This window comes from Paenibacillus artemisiicola, from assembly GCF_017652985.1.
Classification (GTDB): domain Bacteria; phylum Bacillota; class Bacilli; order Paenibacillales; family Paenibacillaceae; genus Paenibacillus_Z; species Paenibacillus_Z artemisiicola.
In genome coordinates, this window is sequence record NZ_JAGGDJ010000035.1 from 37,945 (window position 1) to 61,586 (window position 23,642).

The 23,642-nt window shown below is 53.9% G+C and carries 39 protein-coding genes and 1 rRNA gene; 38 read left to right on the forward strand and 2 right to left on the reverse strand.

What is annotated here, in order from left to right; genetic code table 11:
* Positions 1 to 23 precede the first annotated feature (23 nt).
* From rplB to I8J29_RS25610, 34 genes are all read left to right on the forward strand, one after another.
* A complete protein-coding gene (rplB, locus tag I8J29_RS25445; protein ID WP_208850212.1) occupies positions 24 to 854 on the forward strand; it encodes a 50S ribosomal protein L2 in 831 nt (276 codons plus the stop codon).
* A 68-nt stretch (positions 855 to 922) separates the two neighbouring features.
* The gene (gene rpsS, locus I8J29_RS25450) at positions 923 to 1,204 is read left to right on the forward strand and encodes a 30S ribosomal protein S19 (protein WP_090649075.1); all 282 of its coding nucleotides are present in this window, start codon (positions 923 to 925) and stop codon (positions 1,202 to 1,204) included.
* Positions 1,205 to 1,247: 43 nt separating this feature from the next.
* Positions 1,248 to 1,583: a 50S ribosomal protein L22 gene (gene rplV, locus I8J29_RS25455; RefSeq protein ID WP_090649078.1), complete on the forward strand. Its 336-nt coding sequence runs from the start codon at positions 1,248 to 1,250 to the stop codon at positions 1,581 to 1,583.
* A gap of 13 nt (positions 1,584 to 1,596) precedes the next feature.
* Complete coding sequence (rpsC, locus tag I8J29_RS25460) at positions 1,597 to 2,259, forward strand: 30S ribosomal protein S3 (protein ID WP_162359819.1); 663 nt, start codon at positions 1,597 to 1,599, stop codon at positions 2,257 to 2,259.
* Between the two features lie 2 nt (positions 2,260 to 2,261).
* On the forward strand, positions 2,262 to 2,696 hold the full coding sequence (rplP, locus tag I8J29_RS25465; protein ID WP_090649084.1) for a 50S ribosomal protein L16: 435 nt from the start codon (positions 2,262 to 2,264) through the stop codon (positions 2,694 to 2,696).
* Entirely contained in the window at positions 2,686 to 2,886 is a 201-nt protein-coding gene (gene rpmC, locus I8J29_RS25470; protein WP_090649087.1) for a 50S ribosomal protein L29, read from the forward strand. Before rplP ends, rpmC begins: the two co-directional genes overlap by 11 nt.
* Positions 2,887 to 2,934: 48 nt before the next feature.
* Positions 2,935 to 3,198 carry a 30S ribosomal protein S17 gene (gene rpsQ / locus I8J29_RS25475; RefSeq protein WP_090649090.1) on the forward strand — a complete coding sequence of 88 codons (264 nt, stop codon included), beginning with the start codon at positions 2,935 to 2,937 and terminating at the stop codon, positions 3,196 to 3,198.
* 41 nt (positions 3,199 to 3,239) lie between these two features.
* Positions 3,240 to 3,608 (forward strand): 50S ribosomal protein L14, encoded by a 369-nt coding sequence (gene rplN, locus I8J29_RS25480; protein WP_090583243.1) that lies wholly within the window; start codon positions 3,240 to 3,242, stop codon positions 3,606 to 3,608.
* A gap of 45 nt (positions 3,609 to 3,653) precedes the next feature.
* Positions 3,654 to 4,007, forward strand: a complete 354-nt coding sequence (gene rplX, locus I8J29_RS25485) for a 50S ribosomal protein L24 (RefSeq protein ID WP_090649093.1) — start codon at positions 3,654 to 3,656, stop codon at positions 4,005 to 4,007.
* A gap of 31 nt (positions 4,008 to 4,038) precedes the next feature.
* The gene (gene rplE / locus I8J29_RS25490) at positions 4,039 to 4,581 is read left to right on the forward strand and encodes a 50S ribosomal protein L5 (protein WP_090649096.1); all 543 of its coding nucleotides are present in this window, start codon (positions 4,039 to 4,041) and stop codon (positions 4,579 to 4,581) included.
* 22 nt (positions 4,582 to 4,603) lie between these two features.
* Positions 4,604 to 4,789 (forward strand): type Z 30S ribosomal protein S14, encoded by a 186-nt coding sequence (locus I8J29_RS25495; RefSeq protein WP_090583249.1) that lies wholly within the window; start codon positions 4,604 to 4,606, stop codon positions 4,787 to 4,789.
* Positions 4,790 to 4,819: 30 nt separating this feature from the next.
* On the forward strand, positions 4,820 to 5,218 hold the full coding sequence (gene rpsH / locus I8J29_RS25500) for a 30S ribosomal protein S8 (RefSeq protein WP_090649099.1): 399 nt from the start codon (positions 4,820 to 4,822) through the stop codon (positions 5,216 to 5,218).
* A 30-nt stretch (positions 5,219 to 5,248) separates the two neighbouring features.
* Positions 5,249 to 5,791, forward strand: coding sequence for a 50S ribosomal protein L6 (gene rplF / locus I8J29_RS25505; protein WP_090649102.1), 543 nt, complete (start codon positions 5,249 to 5,251; stop codon positions 5,789 to 5,791).
* A gap of 61 nt (positions 5,792 to 5,852) precedes the next feature.
* Positions 5,853 to 6,221 carry a 50S ribosomal protein L18 gene (rplR, locus tag I8J29_RS25510; protein ID WP_208850213.1) on the forward strand — a complete coding sequence of 123 codons (369 nt, stop codon included), beginning with the start codon at positions 5,853 to 5,855 and terminating at the stop codon, positions 6,219 to 6,221.
* Positions 6,222 to 6,251: 30 nt separating this feature from the next.
* Positions 6,252 to 6,749, forward strand: a complete 498-nt coding sequence (rpsE, locus tag I8J29_RS25515) for a 30S ribosomal protein S5 (RefSeq protein WP_090649107.1) — start codon at positions 6,252 to 6,254, stop codon at positions 6,747 to 6,749.
* Between the two features lie 13 nt (positions 6,750 to 6,762).
* The gene (gene rpmD, locus I8J29_RS25520; RefSeq protein ID WP_208850214.1) at positions 6,763 to 6,948 is read left to right on the forward strand and encodes a 50S ribosomal protein L30; all 186 of its coding nucleotides are present in this window, start codon (positions 6,763 to 6,765) and stop codon (positions 6,946 to 6,948) included.
* A 93-nt stretch (positions 6,949 to 7,041) separates the two neighbouring features.
* A complete protein-coding gene (rplO, locus tag I8J29_RS25525; protein WP_090649114.1) occupies positions 7,042 to 7,482 on the forward strand; it encodes a 50S ribosomal protein L15 in 441 nt (146 codons plus the stop codon).
* Positions 7,482 to 8,783 carry a preprotein translocase subunit SecY gene (secY, locus tag I8J29_RS25530; protein ID WP_208850215.1) on the forward strand — a complete coding sequence of 434 codons (1,302 nt, stop codon included), beginning with the start codon at positions 7,482 to 7,484 and terminating at the stop codon, positions 8,781 to 8,783. Before rplO ends, secY begins: the two co-directional genes overlap by 1 nt.
* An 87-nt stretch (positions 8,784 to 8,870) precedes the next feature.
* A complete protein-coding gene (locus I8J29_RS25535) occupies positions 8,871 to 9,524 on the forward strand; it encodes an adenylate kinase (RefSeq protein ID WP_208850216.1) in 654 nt (217 codons plus the stop codon).
* Complete coding sequence (gene map, locus I8J29_RS25540) at positions 9,521 to 10,282, forward strand: type I methionyl aminopeptidase (protein WP_208850217.1); 762 nt, start codon at positions 9,521 to 9,523, stop codon at positions 10,280 to 10,282. The genes I8J29_RS25535 and map overlap by 4 nt, the downstream gene beginning before the upstream one ends.
* Positions 10,283 to 10,288: 6 nt before the next feature.
* Entirely contained in the window at positions 10,289 to 10,570 is a 282-nt protein-coding gene (locus tag I8J29_RS25545; RefSeq protein WP_090649126.1) for a KOW domain-containing RNA-binding protein, read from the forward strand.
* Positions 10,571 to 10,572: 2 nt separating this feature from the next.
* Positions 10,573 to 10,788: a translation initiation factor IF-1 gene (gene infA / locus I8J29_RS25550; protein WP_048743586.1), complete on the forward strand. Its 216-nt coding sequence runs from the start codon at positions 10,573 to 10,575 to the stop codon at positions 10,786 to 10,788.
* Between the two features lie 44 nt (positions 10,789 to 10,832).
* Positions 10,833 to 10,946 carry a 50S ribosomal protein L36 gene (gene rpmJ, locus I8J29_RS25555; RefSeq protein WP_003333770.1) on the forward strand — a complete coding sequence of 38 codons (114 nt, stop codon included), beginning with the start codon at positions 10,833 to 10,835 and terminating at the stop codon, positions 10,944 to 10,946.
* Positions 10,947 to 10,963: 17 nt separating this feature from the next.
* A complete protein-coding gene (rpsM, locus tag I8J29_RS25560; protein ID WP_090649129.1) occupies positions 10,964 to 11,332 on the forward strand; it encodes a 30S ribosomal protein S13 in 369 nt (122 codons plus the stop codon).
* Between the two features lie 18 nt (positions 11,333 to 11,350).
* Positions 11,351 to 11,746, forward strand: coding sequence for a 30S ribosomal protein S11 (gene rpsK, locus I8J29_RS25565; RefSeq protein WP_090649131.1), 396 nt, complete (start codon positions 11,351 to 11,353; stop codon positions 11,744 to 11,746).
* Positions 11,747 to 11,875: 129 nt separating this feature from the next.
* Positions 11,876 to 12,820, forward strand: coding sequence for a DNA-directed RNA polymerase subunit alpha (locus tag I8J29_RS25570; protein ID WP_090649134.1), 945 nt, complete (start codon positions 11,876 to 11,878; stop codon positions 12,818 to 12,820).
* Between the two features lie 50 nt (positions 12,821 to 12,870).
* Positions 12,871 to 13,239 (forward strand): 50S ribosomal protein L17, encoded by a 369-nt coding sequence (rplQ, locus tag I8J29_RS25575; RefSeq protein ID WP_090649137.1) that lies wholly within the window; start codon positions 12,871 to 12,873, stop codon positions 13,237 to 13,239.
* Between the two features lie 75 nt (positions 13,240 to 13,314).
* Positions 13,315 to 14,055 carry a tRNA pseudouridine(38-40) synthase TruA gene (gene truA / locus I8J29_RS25580; protein ID WP_208850218.1) on the forward strand — a complete coding sequence of 247 codons (741 nt, stop codon included), beginning with the start codon at positions 13,315 to 13,317 and terminating at the stop codon, positions 14,053 to 14,055.
* 222 nt (positions 14,056 to 14,277) lie between these two features.
* Positions 14,278 to 14,715, forward strand: a complete 438-nt coding sequence (rplM, locus tag I8J29_RS25585) for a 50S ribosomal protein L13 (RefSeq protein WP_208850219.1) — start codon at positions 14,278 to 14,280, stop codon at positions 14,713 to 14,715.
* Positions 14,716 to 14,734: 19 nt separating this feature from the next.
* Positions 14,735 to 15,127, forward strand: a complete 393-nt coding sequence (rpsI, locus tag I8J29_RS25590; RefSeq protein WP_090649146.1) for a 30S ribosomal protein S9 — start codon at positions 14,735 to 14,737, stop codon at positions 15,125 to 15,127.
* 149 nt (positions 15,128 to 15,276) lie between these two features.
* On the forward strand, positions 15,277 to 15,969 hold the full coding sequence (locus I8J29_RS25595; protein ID WP_208850220.1) for a phosphoadenylyl-sulfate reductase: 693 nt from the start codon (positions 15,277 to 15,279) through the stop codon (positions 15,967 to 15,969).
* Positions 15,970 to 16,029: 60 nt separating this feature from the next.
* Positions 16,030 to 17,193 carry a sulfate adenylyltransferase gene (gene sat / locus I8J29_RS25600; protein ID WP_208850221.1) on the forward strand — a complete coding sequence of 388 codons (1,164 nt, stop codon included), beginning with the start codon at positions 16,030 to 16,032 and terminating at the stop codon, positions 17,191 to 17,193.
* 108 nt (positions 17,194 to 17,301) lie between these two features.
* Positions 17,302 to 18,108, forward strand: a complete 807-nt coding sequence (gene cwlD / locus I8J29_RS25605; RefSeq protein WP_208850222.1) for an N-acetylmuramoyl-L-alanine amidase CwlD — start codon at positions 17,302 to 17,304, stop codon at positions 18,106 to 18,108.
* 77 nt (positions 18,109 to 18,185) lie between these two features.
* On the forward strand, positions 18,186 to 19,295 hold the full coding sequence (locus tag I8J29_RS25610) for a P-loop NTPase (RefSeq protein ID WP_208850223.1): 1,110 nt from the start codon (positions 18,186 to 18,188) through the stop codon (positions 19,293 to 19,295).
* 100 nt (positions 19,296 to 19,395) lie between these two features.
* On the opposite strand, the gene gerD is transcribed toward I8J29_RS25610, so the two are convergent.
* Positions 19,396 to 20,091: a spore germination lipoprotein GerD gene (gene gerD, locus I8J29_RS25615; protein WP_208850224.1), complete on the reverse strand. Its 696-nt coding sequence runs from the start codon at positions 20,089 to 20,091 to the stop codon at positions 19,396 to 19,398.
* Positions 20,092 to 20,580: 489 nt separating this feature from the next.
* Between gerD and I8J29_RS25620 the strand changes: the two genes are divergently transcribed.
* A complete protein-coding gene (locus I8J29_RS25620) occupies positions 20,581 to 21,213 on the forward strand; it encodes a KinB-signaling pathway activation protein (protein WP_208850225.1) in 633 nt (210 codons plus the stop codon).
* A 12-nt stretch (positions 21,214 to 21,225) separates the two neighbouring features.
* On the opposite strand, the gene pdaB is transcribed toward I8J29_RS25620, so the two are convergent.
* On the reverse strand, positions 21,226 to 22,029 hold the full coding sequence (gene pdaB / locus I8J29_RS25625; RefSeq protein ID WP_208850226.1) for a polysaccharide deacetylase family sporulation protein PdaB: 804 nt from the start codon (positions 22,027 to 22,029) through the stop codon (positions 21,226 to 21,228).
* A gap of 108 nt (positions 22,030 to 22,137) precedes the next feature.
* Here pdaB and I8J29_RS25630 point away from each other — a divergent pair, with 108 nt between their 5' ends.
* The 3 genes from I8J29_RS25630 to I8J29_RS25640 form a co-directional block, all read left to right on the forward strand.
* Positions 22,138 to 22,755, forward strand: a complete 618-nt coding sequence (locus I8J29_RS25630) for a stage II sporulation protein M (protein WP_208850227.1) — start codon at positions 22,138 to 22,140, stop codon at positions 22,753 to 22,755.
* Positions 22,756 to 22,956: 201 nt separating this feature from the next.
* Complete coding sequence (locus I8J29_RS25635) at positions 22,957 to 23,178, forward strand: hypothetical protein (protein WP_090649171.1); 222 nt, start codon at positions 22,957 to 22,959, stop codon at positions 23,176 to 23,178.
* A 251-nt stretch (positions 23,179 to 23,429) separates the two neighbouring features.
* A 16S ribosomal RNA gene (locus I8J29_RS25640) occupies positions 23,430 to 23,642 on the forward strand; the annotation flags it as partial.

Consider the following 23,642-nt stretch of genomic DNA (forward strand, 5'->3'; position numbering starts at 1 on the left):
TATCGGTTAAGGAGGGAATCGAAGTGCCAGTTAAGAAGTATAAACCGACTTCTCCTGCGCGCCGTGCCATGTCGGTCTCGACGTTCGAAGAGATTACGACAAGCACCCCGGAGAAATCGCTTCTTGCGCCGCTTTTCAAAAAAGCCGGCCGTAACAACCAAGGCAAAATTACGGTTCGCCATCACGGTGGCGGCCATAAACGCAAATACCGGATTATCGACTTCAAGCGTAACAAGGACGGTATTGCGGGCAACGTCGCGTCGATCGAATACGATCCGAACCGTACGTCCAACATCGCGCTGATCCACTACGTGGATGGAGAGAAAGCCTACATCATCGCTCCGAAAGGCCTGAAAGTCGGAGACAAAATCGTATCCGGTCCGCAAGCGGACATCAAGATCGGCAACGCACTGCCGCTCGAGAACATTCCGGTCGGTACGGTTATCCACAACATCGAGCTGAAACCTGGCAAAGGCGGACAATTGGTTCGCGCTGCGGGTACGGAAGCTCAACTGCTTGGTAAAGAAGAACAGTACGTAACGATTCGCTTGACGTCCGGCGAAGTTCGTCGTATTCTGAAAACTTGCCGTGCAACGATCGGCTCCGTAGGCAACGAAGATCACGAACTCGTGAAAATCGGTAAAGCCGGCCGTTCCCGTTGGATGGGCAAGCGTCCAGAAGTTCGCGGCGTCGTCATGAACCCGAACGATCACCCGCACGGCGGTGGCGAAGGCCGCGCTCCAATCGGTCGCAAATCGCCAATGTCTCCATGGGGCAAGCCGACGCTTGGCTTCAAAACGCGCAAGAAGAAAAAAGCTTCCAGCCAATACATCGTACGTCGCCGTACGAAATAATAGGCGCCTTGGCGTCATCCGCGTGACGCGCAGCGTCGCGTAACGCCAGCGTGAAGGGAGGATCATCCATGGGTCGCAGTTTGAAAAAGGGGCCGTTCATCGACGGCTACCTGCTGAAGAAAGTTGAAGTTCTGAATGAATCGAACAAAAAGACGGTCGTTAAGACTTGGTCGCGCCGTTCGACGATTTTCCCGCAATTCATCGGTCACACGTTCGCTGTTTACGACGGCAAGAAACACGTGCCGGTGTACGTAACGGAAGATATGGTCGGCCACAAACTCGGCGAGTTCGCGCCGACGCGTTCGTATAAAGGCCACGGCAACGACGACAAGAAAACGGGCCGTCGTTAATCGATGGATTTGCATGAAGTTATGATCGAGAGGAGGTTCATCCATGCCAGAAGCAAAAGCATTCGCTAACCATGTCCGCATTGCTCCTCGCAAAGCGCAGCTGGTGGTGGACTTGATTCGCGGCAAGCAAGTCGGCGAAGCGATCGCAATTCTGCGACACACGCCGAAATCGGCTTCCCCAATCGTCGAGAAGCTGCTGAACTCTGCTATCGCCAACGCAGAGCACAACTTCCAACTGGACGTGAACAAACTTGTGATTTCGCAAGTGTTCGTTAACCAAGGTCCAACCATGAAACGTTTCCGTCCGCGCGCCATGGGCCGCGCTAGCCGGATTAACAAGAGAACCAGCCACATCACTTTGGTGGTATCCGAAAAATAAGGAGGGACAACGTGTGGGACAAAAAGTAAATCCGGTCGGTCTGCGTATCGGCGTTATCCGCGATTGGGAATCCAAATGGTACGCCGGCAAAGACTTCGGCGATCTGCTTATGGAAGACGTCAAAATCCGTGAGCACCTCAAGAACAAATTGAAGGATGCGGCTGTTTCCAAGTTCGAAATCGAACGCGCAGCAAACCGCGTCAACGTTACGATTCATACGGCTAAGCCTGGTATGGTTATTGGCAAAGGCGGTTCCGAGGTCGAAAACCTGCGTTCCGAGCTGTCCAAAATCGCCAAAGGCAAAAAAGTCCACATCAACATTTCCGAGATCAAAAATCCGGAACTGGATGCCGTTCTCGTAGCGGAAAGCATCGCGCAACAACTCGAGCGTCGGATCTCGTTCCGCCGCGCTATGAAACAATCCATCCAACGCACGATCCGCGCTGGCGCGAAAGGCATCAAAACATCCGTTAGCGGACGTTTGGGCGGCGCCGAGATCGCTCGTCAGGAAGGCTACAGCGAAGGTACGGTTCCTCTTCATACGCTGCGTGCAGACATTGACTACGGAACAGCGGAAGCTCATACGACTTACGGCCGTATCGGCGTAAAAGTATGGATCTATCGCGGCGAAATCCTTCCGACGAAGAAGAAAGCTCCACAGGAAGGAGGCAACTAATCATGTTGGTCCCAAAACGCGTCAAACACCGTAAGCAACAACGCGGTCACATGAAAGGTCGCGCGAAAGGCGGCGCTGAAGTCGCATTCGGCGAATACGGCCTCCAAGCGCTTGAGCCTTCGTGGGTGACGAACCGTCAAATCGAAGCAGCGCGTATCGCGATGACACGTTACATCAAACGTGGCGGTAAAGTATGGATCAAGATTTTCCCTGATAAGCCGATCACGCAAAAACCTCTCGAAGTCCGGATGGGTAGCGGTAAAGGTAACGTCGAGAAGTGGGTTGCAGTCGTAAAACCAGGTAAAATCATGTTCGAACTTGCCGGCGTTTCGGAAGAAATCGCACGTGAAGCAATGCGCCTTGCCGCACATAAACTGCCTGTTAAAACGAAGTTCGTGAAACGCGAAGAAGTGGGTGGTGAAGCAAATGAAAGCTAATGAATTCCGCAACCTTACCTCTGTTGAACTCGAACAGAAAGTCGCTGGCTTCAAAGAAGAGCTATTCAACCTTCGTTTTCAATTGGCTACCGGTCAATTGGAAAACCCAACTCGTATCCGCGACGTGCGCAAGGACATAGCTCGTGCCAAAACCGTTCTTCGTGAAAGAGAACTCGGAATCAGCGGCTAAGCTGCGATCGTCCGTGACGAATAACGAATGCGTGGAAGGAGGATGAACATGAGCGAACGTAATGCCCGCAAAGTTCAAATCGGTAAAGTCGTGAGCGACAAAATGGACAAAACGATCGTTGTTGCGATCGAAACGTACAAGAAACACGACCTGTACCACAAACGGATCAAGTACACGAAGAAATTCAAGGCTCATGACGAGAACAACCAAGCGAAAATCGGCGATATCGTCAAAGTCATGGAAACTCGCCCGTTATCGAAAGACAAACGGTTCCGCCTGGTCGAAATCGTTGAAGCTGCTGTGATTCTGTAAAAATGAGTTATTAAGCATTTTTCCGAAAGGAGGACGTTGAAATGATTCAACCATTTACACGCTTGGCCGTTGCTGACAATTCCGGCGCGAAAGAACTGATGTGCATCCGCGTACTGGGCGGCACGGGACGTCGCGTGGGCCATATCGGTGATCTGATCGTTTGCTCCGTCAAACAAGCAACACCCGGTGGCGTTGTCAAAAAGGGTGACGTAGTCAAAGCGGTAATCGTACGTACGAAGCGCGCCGTTCGCCGTAAAGACGGTTCCTACATCGCATTCGACGAGAATGCAGCCGTAATCGTGAAAGAAGACAAGAGCCCGCGCGGCACGCGTATCTTCGGACCAGTTGCTCGCGAACTTCGCGACCGCGACTTCATGAAGATCGTATCGCTTGCTCCGGAAGTTATCTAATAAAGACTTTGCGCATTCGGCGCAAGCACGCAGGAGGTGTAACTCATGCCACGGTTGAAAAAAGTGTTGGAATCCCACAACAATAAATTGCACGTGAAGAAAGACGACACGGTAATGGTCATTACGGGCAAGGACAAAGGCAAGAAAGGCCGCGTCATCGCCGCGTATCCGCGCCAAAACCGCGTACTTATCGAAGGTGTCAACATGGTGAAGAAGCATTCGCGCCCTTCCCAAGCGAACCCGCAAGGCGGCATCATCGAGCAAGAAGCGCCGATTCACGTGTCCAACGTCATGCACATCGATCCGAAGAGCGGAAAAGTAACGCGGATCGGCTACAAAGTGCTTGATAACGGCAAAAAAGTCCGGATCGCGAAAAAATCCGGCGAAGTAATCGACTAATCGACCGATACGGAAAGGAGGTCCACGTTACATGGCAGCAAGAATGAAAGACCGTTTCTTGAATGAAATCACTCCTGCTCTGATGCAGAAGTTTAGCTATTCGACGGTAATGCAAGTACCGAAGATCGAAAAAGTCGTCATCAACATGGGTGTCGGCGAAGCCGTCTCCAACTCCAAAGTACTGGATGCAGCGGTTGAAGACATGCGTCTGATCTCGGGTCAAAAACCGGTTGTTACGCGCTCGAAGAAATCGATTGCCGGTTTCAAACTTCGCGAGAACATGCCGATCGGGGTAAAAGTAACGCTGCGCGGCGAGCGCATGTACTACTTCCTGGATAAACTGTTCAATGTCACTCTCCCACGCGTACGCGACTTCCGCGGCGTATCGAACAAAGCGTTCGACGGTCGTGGTAACTACACGCTCGGCTTGAAAGAGCAGCTGATCTTCCCGGAGATCGAGTACGATAAAGTAGATAAAGTACGCGGTATGGACGTCGTCATCGTCACGACGGCAAAATCGGACGAAGAAGCTCGTGAACTGCTGACCCAACTGGGCATGCCGTTTACGAAGTAATCCACAGGAGGTGTAATACCAAGTGGCAAAAACTTCGATGAAGGTTAAGCAGCAACGTGCTCCTAAATTCAAAGTGCAGGCTTACACACGCTGCGAACGTTGCGGCCGTCCGCATTCCGTTTTGCAAAAGTTCAAAATTTGCCGGATTTGTTTCCGTGAATTAGCATACAAAGGCCAGATTCCTGGCGTTAAAAAAGCAAGCTGGTAATCAGCCTAGTTCGGGAAGGAGGTTTACACAATGGTTATGTCTGATCCGATCGCAGATATGCTTACTCGCATCCGTAACGCAAACGTTGTGCGTCACGAGACAGTCGAAATGCCTGCTTCGAAGGTAAAGAAGCAAATCGCTGAAATTCTGAAACGCGAGGGCTTCATTCGTGATGCCGAGTATATCGAAGACAACAAACAAGGGATTATCCGTATCTTCTTGAAGTACGGCCCGAACCAAGAGCGTGTAATCACGGGGCTGAAACGCATCAGCAAACCGGGTCTGCGCGTTTACACGAAGAGCACGGAAGTGCCTCGCGTTCTTGGCGGCTTGGGAATGGCGATCATTTCCACGTCGAAAGGCGTTATGACCGATAAAGAAGCTCGCCAACAGAAATCCGGCGGCGAAGTCGTCTGCTACGTTTGGTAATTAACCGTCACAACGATTGGAGGTGTAACAATGTCTCGTATTGGCCGTAAACCGATCCAAGTTCCAGGTGGCGTAAACATCGACTTGGACAACAGCTTCATCACCGTTAAAGGACCGAAAGGCACACTGAGCCGCGAACTCCACAAGGACATGAAAGTGGTAGTAGCGGACAGCGTTATCACCATCGAACGTCCTTCCGACAATAAATTGCATCGTTCCCTGCACGGCACAACTCGCAGCGTCATCGCTAACATGGTTAGCGGCGTGACCGAAGGTTTCGCAAAGAACCTCGAGCTCGTAGGCGTTGGTTACCGTGCAAACAAAACTGGCGAGAAGATCGTACTCAACGTCGGTTACTCGCATCCGGTTGAAATCGTGCCTGAGAACGGAATCGAATTCGAAGTTCCGTCCAACACGAAAATCATCGTTAAAGGCATCGACAAAGAACTCGTCGGCGCAACCGCGGCAAAAATCCGCTCCGTGCGCGAGCCAGAGCCGTATAAAGGCAAAGGCATCAAGTACGAAGGCGAGCGCATCCTTCGCAAAGAAGGTAAAGCCGGTAAGAAAAAATAAGCAGCCGCTTAGGGCTGCTTGACCGAATAGCTTAGAGACAGCAGAAAGGAGTGTACGACGAATGATTACAAAAGGCGATAAAAACAAATCGCGTCTGAAGCGTCACCTTCGCGTTCGTAAGAAAGTCAACGGTACGACGCAGCGTCCGCGCCTGTCCGTATTCCGTTCCTCCAAACACATCTACGCTCAACTGATCGACGATGTTCAAGGCGTAACGGTAGCAGCGGCTTCGACGCTCGACAAAGAGCTCGCAGGTCAAGTAACGAACGGCGGCAACATCGAAGCGGCTCGCAAAATCGGCGAACTGATCGCGGTTCGCGCGAAAGCGAAAGGCGTAGAGACAATTGTATTTGACCGGGGCGGATACCTGTACCACGGCAGAATTCAAGCATTGGCCGATGCAGCTCGCGAAGCAGGCCTTGAATTTTAATCAAGATTCTTATGAAGGAGGTAAATCGACTTGCGTATTGATCCAAACTCGTTGGAACTCACCGAGAAGGTAGTTCAAATCAACCGCGTTGCGAAAGTAGTAAAGGGCGGACGCCGTTTCAGCTTCAGCGCGCTGGTAGTCGTAGGCGACGGTAAAGGATACGTTGGCGCAGGGATCGGTAAAGCGGGCGAAGTACCTGATGCGATTCGCAAAGGTATCGAAGACGCGAAGAAAAACCTGATCCACGTACCACTCGTGAAAACGACCATTCCACACCAAGTTCTTGGTCACTTCGGCGCTGGCCGCGTTCTCTTGAAACCAGCTTCCGAAGGTACCGGAGTTATCGCTGGCGGCCCTGTCCGCGCGGTGCTCGAGCTTGCAGGCGTGGGCGACATTCTGACCAAATCGCTCGGTTCCTCGAACTCCATGAACATGGTCAACGCGACACTGGAAGGACTGTCCCGTCTGAAACGTGCCGAAGACGTTGCTAAGCTTCGTGGCAAAACCGTAAAAGAGCTTTTGGGCTAAGGAGGAGAATACGATGGCAAAATTGCAAATCACCCTCGTTCGCAGCCTGATCGGACGTAACGAGAAGCAGCGTGCGACTGTTGCTACGCTTGGTCTTCGCAAGATTCGTCAATCGGTTGTCCATAACGACAGCCCGGCAATCCGCGGCATGGTCAATAGTGTCAGCCACTTGGTTAAGGTTGAAGAAGTACATGCGTAATTAAGCCCCTCAGGGCACGCAATACACGAAAGGCTCTCCGGGCGCATGAGCGCTTCGGAAGCAATGCAAAACTTAAGGAGGTGCAACGATCCGATGAAATTGCATGATCTCAAACCAGCTCCGGGTTCCCGTAAAGAGGGATTTCGCGTTGGACGCGGTATCGGCAGCGGCAACGGTAAAACTGCGGGTCGCGGTCACAAAGGTCAAAATGCTCGTTCCGGCGGCGGCGTTCGTCCTGGTTTCGAGGGCGGTCAGAACCCATTGTACCGTCGTTTGCCTAAACGCGGCTTCAACAACCCGTTCCGTAAAGAGTATGCGATTGTGAACATCGATGAGTTGAACAGCTTCGCAGCAGGCACGGAAGTAACGCCGGAATTGCTGATGGAGCAAGGTATCGTCAAAAACCCACAAAGCGGCATCAAAGTGCTGGGTAACGGCGACATCACGGTTCAACTCACGGTGAAAGCAAACAAGTTCTCTCAATCTGCGGTAGAGAAAATCCAAGCTGCCGGTGGTAAAACCGAGGTGATCTAATGTTTAAGACCGTGTCTAACATTTGGAAAGTGGAAGATCTCCGCAAGCGGATCTTGTTCACGCTGTTCATCTTGTTGGTTTACCGCATCGGTTCCTTCATTCCGGTACCGGGCGTCAATAAGGATGTTTTCACCCAAACGGACCAGGCCGGTTCCGAATTGTTCGGTTTGCTTAATACGTTCTCGGGCGGGGCGTTGTTCCAGTTCTCGATCTTCGCGATCGGGATCATGCCGTACATCACCTCCTCGATCATCGTACAATTGCTGTCCATGGACGTCATTCCGAAATTCGCCGAATGGGCGAAGGAAGGCGAGAACGGCAAACGCAAACTGGCGCAAATCACCCGTTACGGTACGATCGTGCTTGGCTTGGTCCAAGGCTTCGGTACCGCAATCGGCTTTAACCGGCAGTATCAGTACGATATGATTCCTGGCGCAACCGTTACGGATTACATCATGATCGCGATCATCCTGACGGCGGGAACGGCCTTCCTCATGTGGCTCGGTGAGCAGATCACGGAGAGAGGGATCGGCAACGGGATTTCCGTCCTGATCTTTGCCGGTATCGTAGCCAGACTTCCGGCACACGTCCGCTCCATCTACTCGCAAGAGTTTGTAGACGCGGGCGACGCGCTTTTCCTGGCGATCGTCAAAGTAGTCGCAATCGTAATTGCGGTCGCGGCGATCATCGTGGGCGTTATCTTCGTCCAACAGGGAATTCGCAAAATTCCGGTTCAATACGCCAAGCGCGTCGTTGGACGGAAAATGTACGGCGGACAATCGACCCACATTCCGCTGAAAGTAAACGGAGCAGGCGTTATCCCGGTCATCTTCGCGGTATCGCTGCTGATGTTCCCGGTTACGATCGCGAACTTCTGGTCGACGCGTCCTTGGGCGCAATGGATTCAGACGCATATGTACTACGACAAGCCGCTCGGCATGGTGTTGTACGTTATCTTGATCATTGCGTTCACATTCTTCTACACGTTCGTGCAAATCAATCCGGTGCAGATGGCCGATCAAATGAAGAAGAACGGCGGTTACATTCCGGGCGTTCGCCCAGGCAAGCCGACTTCGTCTTACATTACGCGCGTCATGTCTCGGATCACGCTCAGCGGAGCGATTTTCCTGTCGCTCATCTCGATCCTGCCGGTGTTCTTCGGTACGCTCGCGGATTTGCCTCGTGACGTGAAACTGGGCGGTACCTCGCTCTTGATCGTCATCGGCGTCGCGCTGGATACGATGAAGCAAATCGAGACGCAGCTGATCAAGCGCCACTACAAAGGGTTTATCAATAAATAACACTAGGTTCGCAAGCGGGATTCCGAGCATCTTGCACGGTGACGGAACCCGGCCGAGCCTATTATGTTTAAAGCGAGGAACACGCTAATGAACATTTTATTCATGGGCCCTCCAGGAGCCGGAAAAGGCACGCAGGCCGAGCGGATCGTCGACACGTTCAAGATTCCGCACATCTCGACCGGCGATGCTTTTCGTTTGGCAATGAAGCAAGGCACGCCCCTCGGTCAGAAGGCGAAGCAGTTCGTGGATCAAGGTCTCTTGGTTCCGGACGAAATCACGAACGGCATCGTTCGCGAACGCCTGCAGCTCGAGGATTGCAAGGAAGGCTTCCTGCTCGACGGTTTTCCGCGCACGCTGCAGCAAGCAGAAGCACTGGACGGAATGCTGGCTGAAATGGGACGCAGCATCGATCACGTCGTGAACTTGAAGGTTGATCGCGGTCTGCTGCTTGCGCGTCTGACCGGTCGTCGCATTTGCAAAACCTGCGGCTCCACGTACCATGTCATGTTCAACCCGCCGAAGCAGGAAGGCGTCTGCGATAAATGCGGCGGCGAGCTGTATCAGCGGTCAGACGATACGGAAGCGAAGGTAGGCACGCGTCTCGACGAATACATCTCCAAAACGGCTCCCCTGCTTGATTACTATGCAAGCAAAGGCGTTTTGCGCGAAGTGGACGGCGAGAAGGAAATCGACGAAGTCACGGCGGACATCGTAAATTGCTTGCGGGGAACTGCGGAATGATCGTATGCAAGTCCGAAGCGGAATTGCAATATATGAGAGAAGCTGGACGAATTGTAGCGGATACGCATCGCTTGCTGAAGGAAGCGATACGTCCGGGCGTGACGACCAAGGAATTGGACGAAATCGCTGAAACGTACATTCGGAGCCAGGACGCTTCACCTTCTTTTAAAGGGTACAATCAGTTTCCTGCCAGCATTTGCGCTTCTGTGAACAATGAGCTGGTACACGGCATCCCGGGGTCGCGCAAGCTGAACGATGGCGACATCATCAGCATCGATATCGGAGCGCAGTATAAAGGGTATCACGGCGATTCGGCGTGGACCTACGGCGTCGGCCGAATTAGTGAAGAGGCCCAGCGGCTGCTCGACATTACAGAACGGTCGCTCTATGCGGGACTCGCACTCGTGAAACCGGATGAACGCTTGTTTACCATCTCGCATGCGATTCAACAAGTTATCGAAACTGCCGGCTTCTCCGTCGTTCGCGAATATTGCGGTCATGGGATCGGGACCGAGCTCCATGAAGACCCGCAGATCCCGAATTACGGTTTACCGGGCCGCGGACCGCGCCTGAGACCGGGCATGGTGCTGGCGATCGAGCCGATGGTCAACATCGGCGAACGGTACGTGCGCACACTGGCGGACAATTGGACAGTCGTTACCGAAGATCAATCATGGTGCGCTCACTTCGAGCATACGGTGGCTGTAACGGCGGATGGCTGTGAAATTTTAACCCGAACCGGGGAGCAGGCAGGTTGAGAGCGCTTGGAGAATAAGCCGGAGATTGGCCGAGTCGTTAAGGTGCTGCGGGGAAAAGACGAAGGCTCATACGCCGTGATCGTCCAGGTGCTGGACGAACGTCTCGTACTTGTAGCCGACGGAGACAAACGTCGCTTCGATCAATCGAAAAAGAAGAACATTCTGCATCTCGAGATGCAGCCGGTCGTCAGTCACGAAGTGGTTGACAGCATGCGGGAAACCGGCCGTGTTACAAATGCGAAGTTGCGTTTCGCCATACAGAAGGCAGTGCAAGGGAAAGGAGAATGACTATGGCCAAAGAAGACGTCATTGAAGTCGAAGGTACGGTCATCGAACCACTACCTAACGCCATGTTCAGGGTTGAACTGGAGAACGGACACCAAATTCTCGCCCACGTATCGGGTAAGCTCAGAATGCACTTCATCCGCATTCTGACCGGAGATAAAGTCGTGATCCAGCTATCGCCTTACGATTTGTCCAGAGGACGCATTACCTATCGGAAGTAGGGGCTTCGGCGCCTGCCCACGAAAGATATCGGGAGGTAATCACAATGAAGGTTAGACCTTCGGTCAAGCCGATTTGCGAAAAGTGCAAAGTCATTCGCCGCAAAGGGAATGTCATGGTTATTTGCGAAAATCCGAAACACAAACAAAAACAAGGATAAAGGAGGGATATCTGTAGATGGCACGTATTGCTGGTGTAGACTTACCGCGTGATAAACGCGTCGTCATCGCGCTGACGTACATCTTCGGTATTGGCAGAACGACCGCCAATAAAATCCTGAGCACGACCGGTATTAGCGAAAATACCCGTGTTCGTGATCTGACGGAGGACGAAGTCAGCAAGCTGCGCGAAACGATCGACAAGAGCGTTAAGGTGGAGGGCGACCTGCGCCGTGAAATTTCCCTTAACATCAAACGACTGATCGAGATCGGATGCTATCGTGGCGTGCGTCACCGCCGCGGCCTGCCGGTTCGCGGTCAACGGACGAAAACCAATGCTCGTACGCGTAAAGGTCCGCGTCGGACCGTAGCGAACAAGAAGAAATAATAAGGGGGGATAACCGAAATGGCAAAACCAAAGAAAGTGGTTCGTACAAAACGCCGTGACCGTAAAAACATCGACTCCGGCGTCGCGCACATCCGCTCGACGTTCAACAACACGATCGTAACGATTACCGATCCGCACGGCAACGCGATTTCTTGGGCAAGCTCGGGTAACCTCGGCTTCAAAGGTTCCCGTAAGAGCACGCCTTACGCAGCGCAAATGGCTGCCGAGTCCGCAGCGAAAGCCGCAATGGAACACGGCATGAAGACGGTCGAAGTTATGGTTAAAGGCCCAGGCGCAGGCCGCGAAGCAGCGATCCGCTCGCTGCAAGCAGCAGGTCTGGAAGTCAACCTCATTAAAGACGTAACGCCGGTTCCGCATAACGGATGCCGCCCGCCTAAACGTCGTCGCGTATAGTTTCCAAACTTTGTGGTATCAAATTACTGCAACTTGTGAATAATGGTTGTGAAGGTTTGCCATACTACATGATTTGACTGCATACGCGATAATGGTAACGGAGCGACGTTTTGAGGGAGGGTACTATTAGTGATTGAGATCGAAAAGCCGAAAATCGAATCCGTAGAGTTGAACGAGGATGGCACATACGGACGTTTCGTTGTTGAACCGCTGGAACGCGGGTATGGTGCGACGCTCGGGAATTCCCTTCGGAGAATCCTGCTGTCGTCGCTACCCGGCGCAGCCGTAACTTCCGTTCAGATCGACGGCGTACTTCACGAGTTCTCTACGGTTCCAGGTGTGATGGAAGACGTGACGGAAATCATCCTGAACCTCAAAGGCCTTTCGCTGAAGATTCATTCCGACGAAGAGAAGGTCTTGGAGATTGACGCGGAGGGTGAAGGCAACGTTACGGCTGGCGATATTCGCGCAGACAGCGATGTCGAGATTTTAAGCCCAGATCTTCATATCGCGACGCTGGCCTCCGGTGCACGGCTCCATATGCGGGTATTTGCGAATCGCGGACGCGGTTATGTGCAAGCAGATCGCAACAAACGGGAAGATCAGCCGATCGGCGTGATCCCCGTGGATTCGATCTACACACCGATTACCCGTGTTAACTACACGGTTGAGAACACTCGGGTTGGTCAAGTGACGAACTACGACAAACTCACACTTGAAGTTTGGACCGACGGAAGCATTCGTCCGGAAGAGGCGGTTAGCCTCGGCGCCAAAATTTTGACGGAGCATCTCGACCTGTTCGTCGGTCTGACCGACGAAGCGAAAGATGCCGAGATCATGGTGGAAAAAGAAGAAGACAAAAAAGAGAAAGTACTCGAGATGACGATCGAAGAGCTCGATCTCTCGGTACGTTCTTATAACTGTCTGAAACGTGCGGGAATCAATACCGTTCAAGAGCTGATCACGAAAACGGAAGAAGACATGATGAAAGTCCGTAACCTCGGACGCAAGTCTTTGGAAGAAGTTCAGGAGAAGCTGGAAGAACTCGGTCTTGGCCTTCGCATGGAGGAATAGAACGCAGCACAGACTAAGGTCGTCAGACTGTTTTAAGGAGGGGAATTTCGATGGCATATTCCAAACTGAGCCGTGACGCTAGCTCCCGGAAAGCACTGTTCCGCGATCTCGTCACCGACTTGTTCTTGTATGAGCGTATCCAAACGACGGAGGCGAAAGCGAAAGAGCTTCGTCCGATCGCGGAGAAGCTGATCACGCTGGCGAAACGCGGCGATCTGCACGCACGTCGCCAAGTGGCAGCTTTCGTGCGTCGCGAGTCCGTTGCAGCAGGTGAGCAGGATGCAATCCAAAAATTGTTCTCCGAGCTTGCTACCCGTTACTCGGAACGTCCGGGCGGATATACGCGCATTATGAAGCTGGGTCCTCGTCGCGGTGACGCGGCGCCAATGGTTTACTTGGAACTGGTAGATCGCGCGTAGCAAACGAAGGGTGGACCTTGCGGCCACCTTTTTTTGTTGCCCGCGAGGGACGTTCGGCGCTGGGGAGGGGATGACATGCGCAATATTCGAATGACGATCAGCTATGACGGATCGACGTATTACGGCTTCCAAACGCAGCCGAAAGGCAATACCGTACAGGATGTGTTGGAAGAGGCGATACGCGTCCTGACGGGCGAGGAAGCCACCATTACGGCTTCCGGACGGACGGATGCGGGCGTGCATGCCCGCGGGCAGGTGATCAATTTCGAAACCGCCTCCCCCATCCCGGTCGAGCGTTGGGCGCTTGCCCTGAACTCCAGGCTGCCGGACGACATCGTCGTGCTGCAGGCGGAAGAAGTGCCGCTTAACTTTCACGCCTCATACCACGCCAAACGGAAAACGTATCGCTACGGCATCGATACGACCAAGTTCGGCGACGTGTTCGAACGGCGCTATCGGTTGCATGTTCCGCTGCCGCTGCGGCTCGAAGAGATGCGGCGCGCGATCGCGCATCTGAAGGGGAAGCACGACTTCACTTCGTTCGCCTCGACGAGATCGGCGAAGTCTTCGCATGTACGGACCATCCTGGATGCGCGGATCGAGGCAAGCGAAGGGAAGCTGGATATTTTCCTGACCGGGGATGGATTCTTGTACAACATGGTCCGGATCGTCGTCGGAACGTTAATGTGGGTCGGCGAAGGCAAACTGACCGCCAAAGACGTCAAGCGGATCCTGGAGGCAAAGGAAAGATCGGCCGCAGGGCCGACGGCGATGGCGCATGGGTTAATGCTGTGGGAGGTTCAGTACGACGATTGAAAATTTTCCACGGCTGGACGCCGTCTCCAACCAAGAAATAGCTTGCACTTGCTAGGCCATTGTAGTAGAATATAACTTGTGCTTTCTTAGTGGCTCTCCCACAGCCCCGGCTAAGAATGGCCGCAAACGCAGTGCTAACCTAAGGAATTGAAACCGGTAAAACGGTCTTGAAACGTGATACATGAACAAATGATGGTTTGAAATGAAGAGGGAGGATCTTCCATGCGCACTACCTATATGGCTAAGCCAAATGAAGTTGAACGCAAATGGTACGTCATCGACGCAGAAGGCAAAACGCTTGGTCGTCTGGCGAGCGAAGCCGCTAGCATCATCCGCGGCAAACACAAACCGCAATTTACTCCGCATGTGGACACGGGCGATTTCGTCGTGATCATCAATGCCGAGAAAATTCACCTGACCGGCAAAAAACTGCAAAACAAAATGTACTACCGCCACTCCTTGTATGCAGGCGGCTTGAAAGTGACTCCTGCGCAAGACATGATTAAGAACAAACCGGAGCAAGTGCTGGAGCAAGCAATCCACGGCATGCTGCCGAAGAACCGTCTGGGCGACAAAATGAAGCTGAAGCTGAAAGTGTACGCCGGCGCAGAACACCCACATCAAGCACAAAATCCAGAAGTTTACGAACTTCGCGGGTAAATAGAGGGAGGACAGTTTCATGGCACAAGTTCAATACTATGGAACCGGTCGTCGTAAACACTCCGTAGCACGTGTACGTCTCGTGCCGGGTGAAGGACGAATCATTATCAACAAACGTGATCTGAATGATTACTTCGGTCTGGAAACGCTGAAGCTGATCGTCAAACAACCGCTTGCGCTGACTGAAACGGCAAGCAAATACGACATCATCGTCATCGCTAACGGCGGCGGCATCTCCGGTCAAGCCGGCGCGATCCGTCACGGGATCTCCCGCGCGCTGTTGAAAGCAGATCCGGAGTTCCGTCCGGCGCTGAAGCGTGCAGGTTTCCTGACGCGTGACCCGCGTATGAAGGAACGGAAGAAATACGGCTTGAAAGCCGCTCGTCGCGCGCCACAATTCTCGAAACGTTAATCATTTCATCAAAATGCCTTCCCTGCTCTACAGGGGAGGCATTTTTTCATGAAAATGGCGTAATTCGGACATTGAACATTATGCCTAGTGGACGTATAATCTAATGTAGATAAAATTACTTGGAATTCGCATAACGGAGGGACTCATCCATGAACCTTTTCGAAAAAGAAGCGTTGATCAAGCAAAAGGAAGTTGAGCTGGAAACCGCGACGCCCCAAGACATTTTGAAATTCGCGGTCGAGACGTTCCCGAACCTTACGTTCGCCTGCAGTTTCGGCGCGGAAGATGTCGTTCTGGTGGATATGCTGCAAAAAATCAGTCCGAAAACGGACATTTTCTACCTCGATACGGATTTCCATTTTAAAGAGACCTACGAAACCCGCGATAAAATGGCCGAAATTTACGGTCTTGAATTCGTACAGGTCAAACCGGCCATCACGCCGGAAGAACAAGCGGCTCAATTCGGCGAAGAGCTGTGGAAGACGAGCGCGAACGAATGCTGCAATATTCGCAAAGTTCAACCGCTGACGCAAATCCTGTCCAAGTACGAAGCTTGGATTACAGGCATCCGCCGCGACCAAGCGCCGACGCGCGCCAACGCGAAGAAAATCGAATACGATACGAAATTCGGACTGGTCAAATTCAATCCGATCGCGGACTGGACGTCCGAGGACGTGTGGAACTACATCCGCGAGAACAACGTGTACTACAACCCGCTGCACGACAACAACTATCCGAGCATCGGCTGCGAGTACTGCACGCGCCAGGTCATGCCGGGCGAAGATCCGCGTGCCGGACGTTGGGCAGGCCAAGAGAAGACGGAATGCGGATTGCATAAATAAACCGGCGCCTATCCGGAAACACCCGGTACCCGAATAAATCTTAGGAGGCACTTGCATACCATGACCAGCATCAACCCGCATGGCGGCGTACTCGTCAACCGAATCGCAACCGGAGCCGAACGCGAAACTTTGCTTTCCGAAGCGGCATCGCTTTCCAGCATTATCGTCAATACGTGGACCATTTCCGACCTGGATCTCATCGGGGTCGGGGCGTTCTCCCCGCTGACGGGCTTTATGAACGAGGAAGATTACCGCTCGGTCGTAGAACGCATGCGCCTGGCAAACGGCACGGTATGGAGCATTCCGATCACGCTGGCCGTCGAAGAGGCGAAAGCAGCGGAGCTTTCCGTCGGACAGCGCGCCGCGCTTGTCGGCGAAGACGGCGTCGTCTACGCCACGATCGATATCGCGAGCATCTATGGCGTGGATCAGAAGCACGAAGCGGTTAACGTCTTCAAGACCGATGACCTGGCTCACCCGGGTGTCGCGAAGCTGTTCGCGCGTCCTTCCACATACGTGGGCGGCTCCATCACGGTGCTGAACCGTCCGGTGCCGGAGAAATTCAACGAGTTTTATTTCGAACCGGCCGAGACGCGCCGCATCTTCGCGGAGAAGGGCTGGCGCACGGTCGTTGGTTTCCAAACGCGCAACCCGGTTCACCGCGCGCACGAGTACATTCAGAAATGCGCTATGGAAATCGTAGACGCGCTGTTTCTAAACCCGCTGGTCGGCGAGACCAAGTCCGATGACGTACCGGCGAACGTGCGCATGAAGAGCTACATCGCGCTGCTGGAGAACTACTATCCGGCCGATCGCACATTCCTGGGCGTCTTCCCGGCCGCGATGCGCTATGCGGGGCCTCGCGAAGCGATTTTCCACGCCATGGTCCGCAAAAACTACGGCTGCACGCACTTCATCGTCGGACGCGACCACGCGGGCGTCGGCGACTACTATGGCACATATGAAGCGCAAGAGCTGCTCCGTTCGTTTCCGCTCGAAGAGCTCGGCATCACGCCGCTGTATTTCGAACACAGCTTCTTCTGCACGAAGTGCGGCAACATGGCGTCGAGCAAGACTTGCCCGCACGGCAAGGAAGATCATCTGACGCTGTCCGGCACGAAGGTCCGCGCGCTGCTGCGTGACGGCGTGTGCCCGCCGCCGGAGTTCTCGCGTCCGGAAGTCGCCAAAATTTTGATCGAGGGCATGTCCGGCCAGCCGGTATAATTCCCCTCGGGATGTCCGCATAAGTAGCCGCCTCGTCCCATAGGATGATAAAGAAGCAGGACAGCCTCCTGCGCGAATCATCGGATGGAGATTGGGGTGGCTTTTTGCATGCGCGGAGTTCGAAATCGGTTTGTGGTATGGATCTCGTACCGGGGGGCCGTTCGGGTCGGCCTTGGCCTTGCGGCGGTGCTGCTAACGATCGTCTTGCTGACGCAGGAGGTGCCAGCCACGCGGACGTGGACGTACTGGACGCTGCCGCTGTCCGGCAAGGTCATTGCGATCGATGCGGGGCACGGCGGAGTGGACGGCGGGGCGGTCAGCAAGCAAGGGCTGGTGGAGAAGGATTTGAACCTTGCGATCGCGCTGCAGCTCCGGGATTTTCTGCAGCAAGCCGGCGCCATCGTCGTTATGACGCGGGAAGGGGACTACGATCTCGCGAATGAAGGCACGGCCAAGATCAGCAAGCGCAAGACGGAGGATCTCATCCAACGCGCCCAATTCGTGAAAGACAAGCATGCCTCGCTGCTGCTCAGCATTCACATGAACAGCATTCCTTCGCCGAAGTGGTCGGGGGCGCAGACGTTCTTCTACCCGAATCAGCCGGAGAACGCGGTACTGGCCTCTCTCATTCAAGACGAAATCCGCCGCAATCTCGGCAACACGGAGCGCTTGGCCGCCACGGTCAATTCGATCTACCTGCTGAAAGCGATGGATAAGGTGCCGAGCGCGCTGGTGGAGGTCGGATTTCTGTCCAATCCCGGCGAAGCGCAGCGGCTGGCGGACGCGAACTACCAGAAACAGGTCGCGGCGTCGATTTATCAAGGCGTGCTGCGGTTTACGGCGGGGGAAAAATGGGGCACCGGAACGCCGGGCGCCGCCGCCGGCGACGCGGAAGGCGCCAAAGCCGTCCGCTAACTCCGCTTGGAACGGTGGGGCCGTCTTGCTATAATGGATGGAGCCAGTAAGCCAGGGACAAGAGGAGCGATTCTACCATGATTACCCGCGAAGAAGCATTGAAGGCCGCCGAGTCTGCGGCGGCCGCCTATAGCGCGGAAGGCGCCATTGCCTTCCGCGATGTCGTCGTGAAGGACCGGAACGTATCGATGACGGTCCTGGGAGGGGCTGCGAGCGCGGAGCGCGCGCTGGAAGCCGCGCTGCGCGACGCGCTCGTCGCCGCCGGTGCCGAAACCGTGCACTTCCGGTTTCGGTCCGGCGAAGCCGCTCCGGCGGGCGCGCAGGGCGCCGCGCCCGTCGCGGGCGCTGCCGGCGGCGCGGGCGAGGCTGCGCCGCCGAAGGGCCAGGGCCCCGTACGCGGTCACGGGGCCGGGCTCGAGCACCCGCTGCTCGCCGCAGGCAGCGGGGTGCAGTTCATTGCCGTCGCCAGCGGCAAGGGCGGCGTCGGCAAGTCCACGGTGACCGTGAACCTCGCGGTCGCCTTGGCCCGCAGGGGCAAAAGGGTCGGCATCATCGACGCCGACATTTACGGCTTCAGCGTACCGGACATGATGGGGATCGAGGAACGCCCGCAAATCGTGAACGAGCGGGTCATCCCCATCGAGAAATTCGGCGTGCGCGTCATGTCCATGGGCTTTTTCGTCGAGGACAACGCGCCGATCGTTTGGCGCGGCCCGATGCTGGGCAAGATGCTGCGCAACTTCTTTGCCGAGATCGAGTGGGGCGAGTTGGATTACCTGCTGCTCGACCTGCCGCCGGGCACGGGCGATGTCGCTTTGGACGTGCACCAGCTGATTCCGCAGAGCAAAGAAATCATCGTCACCACGCCGCACGCGACTGCCGCGTTCGTCGCGGCTCGCGCGGGTGCCATGGCCATCAAGACGGAGCATGAAATACTCGGCGTCGTGGAGAACATGTCGTACTACATCAACAAAGACGGCGAGCATGATTACGTCTTCGGCCGAGGGGGAGGGGCAAGGCTGGCGGAATCGCTGAATGCCGAACTGCTTGCGCAAATACCGCTCGGAGCGCCGGACAACCATATTTCGGAGCCGGATTTTTCGCCGTCGGTGTACAAGGAAGATACCGCGACGGGCCGTCTCTACTTGGAAGTGGCCGATCGCGTCATCGCCAAATGCGAAGCTTGACGATATGGACATGAAAAAAGCCAACATCGCTCACGGAGTGAGGATGTTGGCTTTCCTTATTGATGGCGGACTATCGATGCTTCGACCTTCGATCGAATCGTCAACCTCCGCCTTGCTCGCCCATACCGCCATCGCCTTGGTCGCCGCCACCGCCGCCTTGATCGCCTTGGTCGCCGCCTTCGCCTTCTTTCTGTTTCTGAACCTTCTCGTCCGGCTTCGGTTTAAGCTCTTCCTGGACCGCCTTTTTGAGCAGGTCGAGAATTTCGAGCCGGTACAGCGGACTTTGCATCGATTCCTGCATGATCGTCATGACCTGTTTGCGGTATTGGGTGCTTTGCAGCACATCCAAAATCATTTTGTCCATTTCCGGGGTCTTCATCGCTTGAATCATGTCGCGCTGGTAGCTGGGGTCCTTCAGCAGATCCTTATGGATCTGTTTGTTCTGCTTGTTGACCGCCTTCGCGAATTCGCCGGCAAAGCGCGGATCCGTCATGAGCTTTTCGATGACTTTATTGTAATCCGGAGAAACGAGCGTTTCTTTGACCGCCATACGGACCTGCTCCTGATCTTGAACCGAGAGCAGCCTTGCCCCCAGACCGGTGTTGCCGGTGGTGGAGCTAGCCGATTCTTGAAGCGCCTTTTGCGCGTCTTCCGTTTTCAAAATATCGATAACCATCGACTTCATGTCTTTGTAGCTCATCGGTTCGCTCGATGCACTCGACGGCTCGGAACCGCAGCTCGAAAGCATGGAGGAAATAATTATAGCGGCACCCACCAACAGGATACGCTTGCGCATGTTGTCCCTTATCTCCCTTCTGAAATTGCGACATTGTCTTGGGTGTAGTATGCGACAATGTTCAAGGGATTATCATGGACCCGGCGTAGCTTTTTGCGGCGGACATGGTAAAATGGAAAAGACCAAACATCCGCGGCTTGAAAAGCGAGGATTCATGCGGATGTAACGGATCTGACTTCCACGAAGAAACAGTAGTCCGTTCTGAAACGCGTTGTACAGGCACGATACGGGCTTCGAACCACGCGATAAGTGGAAGCGGTTGAATTTGGCGATGCCTTCATCCGCGCTCAATAAACGCATTTGGGATCATAAGGCTTTAAACAAAAACAAGCAATTTTTCCGAAGCAAGTTTTTACTTAGCCATGGAAGCTATTCTCGAGGCACGCGCAAGATGCTTCGCAAAAACTTAAGTAACGCTTCCGAAGCAAGTTTTGTTTTAGCGAGTTAAGCATTACCATGCATTTAACAAAACTTTTAGGAGACATGATCGTGAACTTACGCAAATGGTTTTTCTTGTTTTGGAGCACGGCAGTGGTGGGGGGCGTCGTATCCGCCGTTGTCGGCACCATCATGCAAGTGGTCGACCCCGATTTTGGCATACTCGGCTTAAAGGCGACGGGATTCAACCTGATGACGATGGCGCTCGTGGGACTCCTATTCGGCGTGTTCAGCCAAATGGGCTTTTTTTCGTACCTGACGCTTAATTACATCGCGCTCGGCGTACTGCGCAAAGGGTACCTGTGGAACGCGCTGCAGGCATATACGTCATTGTTCGCGCTTGGCGGCGTCGGCTATATGCTGTTCCAAAACCGCGGCGAGCTGGGCAACGGTTGGATCTTTTGGGCGCTTCCGCTCGCGCTCTTGCTGGCTGCCTGGGGAGTGGCCTACATAAAGGCGAAGCAAACCAATCATACGGCGTTTGTCCCCACGATGTTCCTGCTGATCGTCGTCACGCTGCTGGAGGCTTGGCAGGCGCTGCAAAGCAACGTCTCGGCGATGACCTTCATGGTCATTCCGATGTTCGTGTGCAACGCTTACCAAATCCTATGGCTGCACCGTCTGCTGCGCAAAGAACAAACGACCGGCTCCGCATCGTCGTCCAATGCGAAGCCGGTCGCGTAGCGCCAGCCGGGCTTATTCTTCCGCGGAAGCGTCGAGCTGCTCGAACATCGCGGTTTTATCCTGTACCGTCTTGCCTTGCAGCTCCGTTTGCGAAATCAATTCCGAAACCGTCACGAACTCGTAGCCTTTGGCGCGCAGCTGGTCGATGATGGCGGGAAGGGCTTCATGCGTTTGTTTGACGGAATCGCTGGCATGCATCAGAATAATATCGCCGGGATGCGCCTTCGAGACGACGCGGTTCACGATTTTATCCGTTCCGATGTTCATCCAGTCCTGCGAGTCGGTATCCCATTGAATGACCTTGTAATTCATTTGCTCGGCGATGCGAAGGACGCGCTTATCGAAATCGCCGTTCGGCAGCCGGATCAGAGTCGGCGTTTTGCCGGTCGCCTGGGTCAAAATCGTCTGAGCGGTTTCGATTTGCGTACGGATTTCTTCATCGGTGTACGTGCTATAATTGCCGTGCTTGTGACCGTGGCTGCCGATTTCGTAACCGGCGTCGACGATTTTTTTCACGATATCGGGATGCGTCTGGGTCCACGGGGAAGAGAGGAAGAACGTGACGTTTTTGACGCCTTTCTGCTGCAGCACGTCGAGAATCGGTTCGGCGCGCTTCTCGCCCCAGCTGATGTCGAAGGTTAAGGCAACCACCTTTTTGTCCGTCGGAACGCTGTAAATCGCCGCCGGTTGATCTTCCGCGAAGACCGTAATGTTGTCTTTCTCCGCGTAGATGATCCCCGCCGCGAAAATAATTCCGATCGTCATCAGGAAGTATCGTTTCAGTCGTTTACCGTTCATGACGTAAAACATATTCATATGCGGATCGGCACTCCTCTCTTAATGGCTTGTATTAGTACAATCTATGCCCGTACCCTCAACTTATTCGTCCTAGCGCCAAAATAGCCCGATCGAGGTGAAATCCGAATGTTCGCTCCAGCGGAAATTTTTCGCCATTTGAAGTCGATGCGCCATTACCTTGCCTTCAGCACGGTGTTTTTGCTCGCCGGCATGGTTGTCGGGGCCACCAATCCCGGGTTGGACAGCTTTATGCAAAGTCAAATGAGCGGGTTGAAGAACGTCGCCCAAACGATAGACGCCAGCAGCCATCCCACGTTGTTTTTCATGGGGTTTATTTTTTTGAATAACGCGATTAAAGCCATATTCGTCATGTATCTGGGAGCGTTGTTCGGCATCGTGCCCATTGTGTTTCTCGCGATTAACGGCATGCTGATCGGCTATCTGATCCACCGGACGGCGGAACAGGGGGGCGGCGACATGGTGTTTACGGTCGTCGTAAAAGGCTTGCTTCCGCACGGGATCATCGAATTGGCCGCGATCGTAATCGCCTGCGCCTACGGCTTGCGGTTCGGAAAACTGACGCTTCAGGGCGTCGGGACCGTTTTTAAGCGGACAAGCGGGTGGGGGAGGCAGTTCGAACAATTCCTGCAGCGAACCGTTCCCGTAATCGTCTTAATCGTCGTGATGCTGATCGTAGCGGCTGTTATTGAAAGCACGGTAACGGTTTGGTTGCTGGGGGAGTAATAAATTTTCCAATTTCTGTGCATACCATTAAAGCGGCGTTTATCGCGACATGCGATGAACGCTGTTTTTGGTATCAGGGAAAGCGCACCGCAATCCCTTCTCTGACGGGACGGCTTGCCGAATCTTCGTAACGAAGGGCGGCAGCGGCTAACCCGTGGGCCGATGTTTGGCCGAATAAGCAAAGGGGGCCGCCAGACGGTTATGCTCGGAATACTGTTCAACGACAAAGAATGCAAAGAGCTCGACTACGTACTACGCAAAGAACTTGACGAAATGCTGCTCGATTTGAACGATTCCCGGCTGGACGGAGATATTAAGACCGCTATTGCCAAACGCTACAGAGTGATTTTCAGGATGTTCGCCCGAATCGCCTCTCCGAAAGAACTGTCCCGCTATGTGCTGAACATGAGAATTTACCGCTAATTTCGGTCTATACACATGTGTATAAATTTTTTCTTCAAACCCCTTGCATTGTTTATAAAGCCTGTGATATATTAATCAAGTCGCCGCTGAGACATGGGCGAACAAGCAAAAAACATTTGTTCCTTGAAAACTGAACAATGAGCGACCTGTCAAAAGGTTTTAACGAGTAAGTCAGCGATGAGCTAACAAGCCATCCTTTCTGCGGAATGCTGCATGTCCAACCTCCGGTTGTACACGCAAACCAATCCGCTTTTATGGAGAGTTTGATCCTGGCTCAGGACGAACGCTGGCGGCGTGCCTAATACATGCAAGTCGAGCGGATCTTCCCTTCGGGGAGGGTTAGCGGCGGACGGGTGAGTAACACGTAGGCAACCTGCCTGCAAGACCGGGATAACATTCGGAAACGAATGCTAATACCGGATACGCAGTATCCTCGCATGGGGAGACTGGGAAAGACGGTGCAA

Bases quoted from the DNA above. Each gene is read 5' to 3' on its own strand.
- rpsS (WP_090649075.1), top strand. From the start codon at position 923: ATGGGTCGCAGTTTGAAAAAGGGGCCGTTCATCGACGGCTACCTGCTG.
- rplV (WP_090649078.1), top strand. From the start codon at position 1,248: ATGCCAGAAGCAAAAGCATTCGCTAACCATGTCCGCATTGCTCCTCGC.
- rplP (WP_090649084.1), top strand. From the start codon at position 2,262: ATGTTGGTCCCAAAACGCGTCAAACACCGTAAGCAACAACGCGGTCAC.
- rpmC (WP_090649087.1), top strand. From the start codon at position 2,686: ATGAAAGCTAATGAATTCCGCAACCTTACCTCTGTTGAACTCGAACAG.
- rpsQ (WP_090649090.1), top strand. From the start codon at position 2,935: ATGAGCGAACGTAATGCCCGCAAAGTTCAAATCGGTAAAGTCGTGAGC.
- rplN (WP_090583243.1), top strand. From the start codon at position 3,240: ATGATTCAACCATTTACACGCTTGGCCGTTGCTGACAATTCCGGCGCG.
- rplX (WP_090649093.1), top strand. From the start codon at position 3,654: ATGCCACGGTTGAAAAAAGTGTTGGAATCCCACAACAATAAATTGCAC.
- rplE (WP_090649096.1), top strand. From the start codon at position 4,039: ATGGCAGCAAGAATGAAAGACCGTTTCTTGAATGAAATCACTCCTGCT.
- rpsH (WP_090649099.1), top strand. From the start codon at position 4,820: ATGGTTATGTCTGATCCGATCGCAGATATGCTTACTCGCATCCGTAAC.
- rplF (WP_090649102.1), top strand. From the start codon at position 5,249: ATGTCTCGTATTGGCCGTAAACCGATCCAAGTTCCAGGTGGCGTAAAC.
- rplR (WP_208850213.1), top strand. From the start codon at position 5,853: ATGATTACAAAAGGCGATAAAAACAAATCGCGTCTGAAGCGTCACCTT.
- rpmD (WP_208850214.1), top strand. From the start codon at position 6,763: ATGGCAAAATTGCAAATCACCCTCGTTCGCAGCCTGATCGGACGTAAC.
- rplO (WP_090649114.1), top strand. From the start codon at position 7,042: ATGAAATTGCATGATCTCAAACCAGCTCCGGGTTCCCGTAAAGAGGGA.
- secY (WP_208850215.1), top strand. From the start codon at position 7,482: ATGTTTAAGACCGTGTCTAACATTTGGAAAGTGGAAGATCTCCGCAAG.
- I8J29_RS25535 (WP_208850216.1), top strand. From the start codon at position 8,871: ATGAACATTTTATTCATGGGCCCTCCAGGAGCCGGAAAAGGCACGCAG.
- map (WP_208850217.1), top strand. From the start codon at position 9,521: ATGATCGTATGCAAGTCCGAAGCGGAATTGCAATATATGAGAGAAGCT.
- infA (WP_048743586.1), top strand. From the start codon at position 10,573: ATGGCCAAAGAAGACGTCATTGAAGTCGAAGGTACGGTCATCGAACCA.
- rpmJ (WP_003333770.1), top strand. From the start codon at position 10,833: ATGAAGGTTAGACCTTCGGTCAAGCCGATTTGCGAAAAGTGCAAAGTC.
- rpsM (WP_090649129.1), top strand. From the start codon at position 10,964: ATGGCACGTATTGCTGGTGTAGACTTACCGCGTGATAAACGCGTCGTC.
- rpsK (WP_090649131.1), top strand. From the start codon at position 11,351: ATGGCAAAACCAAAGAAAGTGGTTCGTACAAAACGCCGTGACCGTAAA.
- rplQ (WP_090649137.1), top strand. From the start codon at position 12,871: ATGGCATATTCCAAACTGAGCCGTGACGCTAGCTCCCGGAAAGCACTG.
- truA (WP_208850218.1), top strand. From the start codon at position 13,315: ATGCGCAATATTCGAATGACGATCAGCTATGACGGATCGACGTATTAC.
- rplM (WP_208850219.1), top strand. From the start codon at position 14,278: ATGCGCACTACCTATATGGCTAAGCCAAATGAAGTTGAACGCAAATGG.
- rpsI (WP_090649146.1), top strand. From the start codon at position 14,735: ATGGCACAAGTTCAATACTATGGAACCGGTCGTCGTAAACACTCCGTA.
- I8J29_RS25595 (WP_208850220.1), top strand. From the start codon at position 15,277: ATGAACCTTTTCGAAAAAGAAGCGTTGATCAAGCAAAAGGAAGTTGAG.
- sat (WP_208850221.1), top strand. From the start codon at position 16,030: ATGACCAGCATCAACCCGCATGGCGGCGTACTCGTCAACCGAATCGCA.
- cwlD (WP_208850222.1), top strand. From the start codon at position 17,302: ATGCGCGGAGTTCGAAATCGGTTTGTGGTATGGATCTCGTACCGGGGG.
- I8J29_RS25610 (WP_208850223.1), top strand. From the start codon at position 18,186: ATGATTACCCGCGAAGAAGCATTGAAGGCCGCCGAGTCTGCGGCGGCC.
- gerD (WP_208850224.1), bottom strand. From the start codon at position 20,091: ATGCGCAAGCGTATCCTGTTGGTGGGTGCCGCTATAATTATTTCCTCC.
- pdaB (WP_208850226.1), bottom strand. From the start codon at position 22,029: ATGAATATGTTTTACGTCATGAACGGTAAACGACTGAAACGATACTTC.
- I8J29_RS25630 (WP_208850227.1), top strand. From the start codon at position 22,138: ATGTTCGCTCCAGCGGAAATTTTTCGCCATTTGAAGTCGATGCGCCAT.
- I8J29_RS25635 (WP_090649171.1), top strand. From the start codon at position 22,957: ATGCTCGGAATACTGTTCAACGACAAAGAATGCAAAGAGCTCGACTAC.